The sequence below is a fragment of the Kroppenstedtia guangzhouensis genome (assembly GCF_014637345.1).
GTDB lineage: Bacteria > Bacillota > Bacilli > Thermoactinomycetales > DSM-45169 > Kroppenstedtia > Kroppenstedtia guangzhouensis.
This window is the reverse complement of record NZ_BMEX01000070.1, coordinates 1-857: the sequence shown is the minus strand read 5'-3', so window position 1 is coordinate 857 and position 857 is coordinate 1. Positions and strand designations below refer to the sequence as shown.

Sequence of the window (857 nt, the reverse complement as noted above, 5' to 3'; positions counted from 1 at the left end):
ATTGGACCAATGTCAGTCGAAAGAGCAAGTCCCGGGAGAGGTCAAATCCTCTCTCCCGGTCTTCTCTCTTGATTTCTTCCAGTCGCTGTTCCTGTTCCTCGGGGGATAATCCCCTCAGGTTCTCCACCTGCAGGCAAGCCTTCCGTTTTTTCATCACCACTTGAAGCGGTTTTGTCATTTTTTTATGCAAGAAAACAGTGCGAAGTACATCATACTTTGAAACCAGCATCTGATAGGCTTTTTCAAGATCAATCTCAGATACTTTTCCCGTCAAATGAAAACAGGTTTGATCAAAATAAGCCTGACTTCCGGGGTCATTCAAATAGTGAAATAGAATCCCTTCCTGTGTGGGTGACAACCGATACAGATCCTGAATATTTTCACGATCGAACACGCTGTGACACCCCTTCTCATTTTTTTCCTTCAAAGATTTCAAATACATCTTCCAACTCGTCAAGGGTCAGATCCTTTTCGCTGAAGTCACTGGGCGTGTACTCAGAACGATCTTTTGCAAGACAATGCTTCGTCAGTCGTAGCAAGTGTCGAACCATTCCCGAAGCCAACCGTTGGATGGTTGCAGCATGAAACAGATGGGAATGGTAAGCAATCCGGAGGTGAAGTTGATTTTTCACCACTACCGCAGTAAGGTCCAAATCTTCCTCCAACACATTCCCGGAAGCAATCATGGTCCCGACAGGCATCCCCGATTCGGCTTCCTGTTCAAAACTTCCCAGGTAGTTGAAGCCGATCCTGGGTTGGACTTTCCCTCTCTTCCCCTGCAGATACCGCCGGACTCCATACCCCACCCCTTTATGGGGCACCCGGCGCAAAGTCTCCTTCACTTCCTTGATCACTGT

The 857-nt window shown here is 47.5% G+C and carries 2 protein-coding genes; both read right to left on the bottom strand.

Features of this window, described 5'->3' with window-relative positions; translation table 11 throughout:
• The coding region (locus IEV46_RS17830; protein ID WP_229736220.1) for a condensation domain-containing protein at positions 1-394 on the bottom strand (394 nt) is incomplete at its 3' end.
• Positions 395-410: 16 nt separating this feature from the next.
• Positions 411-857: condensation domain-containing protein (locus tag IEV46_RS17825; protein ID WP_229736219.1), on the bottom strand; the 447-nt coding region annotated here is incomplete at its 5' end.